We start from the raw sequence: 2,637 nt of genomic DNA, 5'->3' as shown, positions 1-2,637 counted from the left end.
TGTTCCACCACAGGTACTTGGACTTGTAAGTTGCATCGATGATGGTATGCGGCAGGCCGTCATCGCTGTTCAGGTACTCGGTCATCTGGCCGAGGGCATCGAATTCGGCGAGCAGGTTGCCCTTGTCGTCGTAGCGCGCTCGCCAGGTGCTGCCGTCCGGATAGCTGACCTGGGTCACCAGCGTGGTCAGGTGGTGATATTCGTAGGTGGTCTTGCGGCCCAGCGGGTCGGTTTCTTCCAGCAGGCGGGCGTATTCATCGTACTTGAAGGCGAGCCGGTTGCCGTCCGGCAAATCCAGGCCAACCATGTTGCCCTGCTCGTCCAGCTCGATGGTGTAGCGTTCGCCACCGTAGTCACGGCTGGCGACCACGCGGTGATCGGCGTTGTACTGCACTTCCAGCTCGCGGCCGAGCACGTCGGTGGCCCAGCTGGTGCGGGCGTCGAGGTCGTAGCGGAAATGGTAGTGCTCGCCATCGCTGGTCCAGTGCTCGACCACCCGTGGTTTGCCACCCTGGGTTTCCCAGCGGTAGTGGCAGCCCAGGCCCAGGGCTTTGCTGTGAGTGACCATCAGGCCTTCGGCGTAGCTGAAGTTGCGCACGGTGCGTGCCGTAGCGGTTGATTACCGTCGTCAGCTAGCCGTGCTCGTCGTAGCGGTACTTACCACGCGCTTGATGTCGGTCGGGCCAAGGGCATTCTCGTCGCGGTGCAGCGGTATCTCAGCGTTAATGTCTTGTACTTCGTCAATAGGACTGAGGTTTACGCCTCAGTCCTTGACACTCTGGGTTTTTAAGGAGCATTTGGATACACAATCGCCTTCACGGCGTGAATCAAACTGCTTCAACTTCCTTGAAATCCAAACCTTTCAAGCCTATCCGCTTTGCCGCCTCTAAAAACCTATCAGACACATAAATAGAAAGTGGGTTTTCAGCTACGCGAAAAACGTCGAACCCCTGTACTGCCTGATGATTCAATACTAGCTTGTAAACAACCAGGCCGTTAGGGTACTCATCAAATTCCGACAGTTCTTTATTAAGTGCGCCATCAATTTTCGCATCAACCACTACACCTAAATGATCTGGGTTTGGGGATAGAACATCTACATCCACAAAAGAGTCAGAAGCTATAGATTGAAGAAGGCTTTTAGCCTTGGACGTCAAAACAAGCACGGGACTGAAGAAAGTAAACACATCAGAGCCATCCTTTTTTCTCTTGTCGTCAGAGTTAAACTCTAACTCATACTGCCTGGAAAACACAGCACTGGAATCTTTACCAAAGGCATACTGCTGTGCGGCATCATACAAGGCCAGTTCGTCTCCCTTACCGACAAGTGTTTTAAATTCATCGCTCTGAGTTATATAATAATATTTCATAATCATCCAAAAATGTCTTTCCAGCTGGACTCTCTAGGAGCATTCAATAATTTTTGCCGGATATTTCCTATCGCTTTGAGCACTGCATCCTTACCACCTGCGGCATCGGCATTTGCTATAATTTTATTGACAGATTCAAAGTAACTATTAGGATGCTTCCCGTTGTGCAGTATCCCTGGCACACTGATATCAGTGTTAAATCTATTTGGCAAGAAAACCCCGTTAGCCGCGCCGTCAACGTCAATTCCATGCTTATTCAAAATTGCCCTAGCAGGGGCGGCGAGTTTTGCGCTATCTCCGACAATATGGTGGGCCGCGGTGTTTTGAGGTCGCGCCACACCGCTACTTTCCAGATTTTTCCCCAGCGCTTTTGAGCACCAGCCCAAGGGGTCTATCCAGCCAATAGAATTCGGAGCGTAGCTATATAAGTTTCTCCCACCAGACAAACCAATTGGATCCTGAGTGATAAACCTACCAACTTCCGGATCGAAATACCTAAAGGTGTTGTAATGCAGCTCCGTTTCACAATCTAGATACTGCCCCTGGAAACGTATGTTCTGCATGACCTTGTTGACCGTCAGCTGCTCTATCTCGCCCCATGAGCGATAAGTCGCTTGCCAAACGATCTGCCCGTCGCTATCGGTCAATTCCAGCGGCGTACCAATTTGGTCGGTATGGAAGTAATAAAGCTTCTGCCCTTCCCCTTCCGCCTGATCTACCCTCGCTAACGGCGCATAGCCACCCGGCTCGTACACATACAAGATGCTCTGCCCAGGCGTCTCTTCTCGCAGCATCCTCAAGCCTTGCCACAGGAAGCGCTTCTGTTCAACCTGGCCGTTGATCTCTGCCTGTTTAGCCACCCGCCGTCCAAGACTGTCGTACCGGTATTGCCCAGAGCTCTCTAACTTGCCGTTGACCACCGTTTCAGCCCGAACCAGACGGTTCTCGCAGTCATAGGCAAAGCTCTGCAGCTTGCTGTGCCCCGAGCGCTTCTCGATCAGGTTGCCCCAAGGATCATAGCGGTACTCCTGGTCCCGCCACTGCCTGATCCGGTTGTTCCTGACCTTGTCAAATTGGCGCGCATTGAAGTCCAGACGGTTGGCTGCCGGGTCGTAGCGGAATTCTTCGCTGCCTACCAGCGAGCCGGTATCGCGGCTGCGCAACTGGCCGTTCGCTTCATACTCGTACTTGATCTCGCCCCGCAGCTTGTCGAGGGTTCGCACCAACTCTCCAGCCGGGTCGTACTGGTAACGGCGGTGAATCGGGT

General features: G+C 52.9%; 2 protein-coding genes and 1 pseudogene. All 3 read right to left on the bottom strand.

All coding sequences use genetic code 11. The features are described from left to right. Positions 1 to 739 (bottom strand): annotated as a pseudogene (locus CAY82_RS24685) (type IV secretion protein Rhs); the annotation flags it as partial. An 88-nt stretch (positions 740 to 827) separates the two neighbouring features. Further along, positions 828 to 1,376, bottom strand: coding sequence for a DUF1629 domain-containing protein (locus tag CAY82_RS24680; RefSeq protein ID WP_087503438.1), 549 nt, complete (start codon positions 1,374 to 1,376; stop codon positions 828 to 830). Next, positions 1,373 to 2,637 (bottom strand): RHS repeat domain-containing protein (locus CAY82_RS24675; protein WP_140399140.1); only part of this gene is annotated, 1,265 nt, incomplete at its 5' end. The genes CAY82_RS24680 and CAY82_RS24675, both read right to left, overlap by 4 nt.

It is taken from the genome of Pseudomonas sp. SID14000, assembly GCF_002165135.1.
GTDB lineage: Bacteria > Pseudomonadota > Gammaproteobacteria > Pseudomonadales > Pseudomonadaceae > Aquipseudomonas.
This window is presented reverse-complemented; position numbering and strand designations above follow the sequence as displayed.

Excerpts from the sequence above, each read along its gene's own strand:
- CAY82_RS24680 (WP_087503438.1), bottom strand. The coding sequence starts at position 1,376 with ATGATTATGAAATATTATTATATAACTCAGAGCGATGAATTTAAAACA.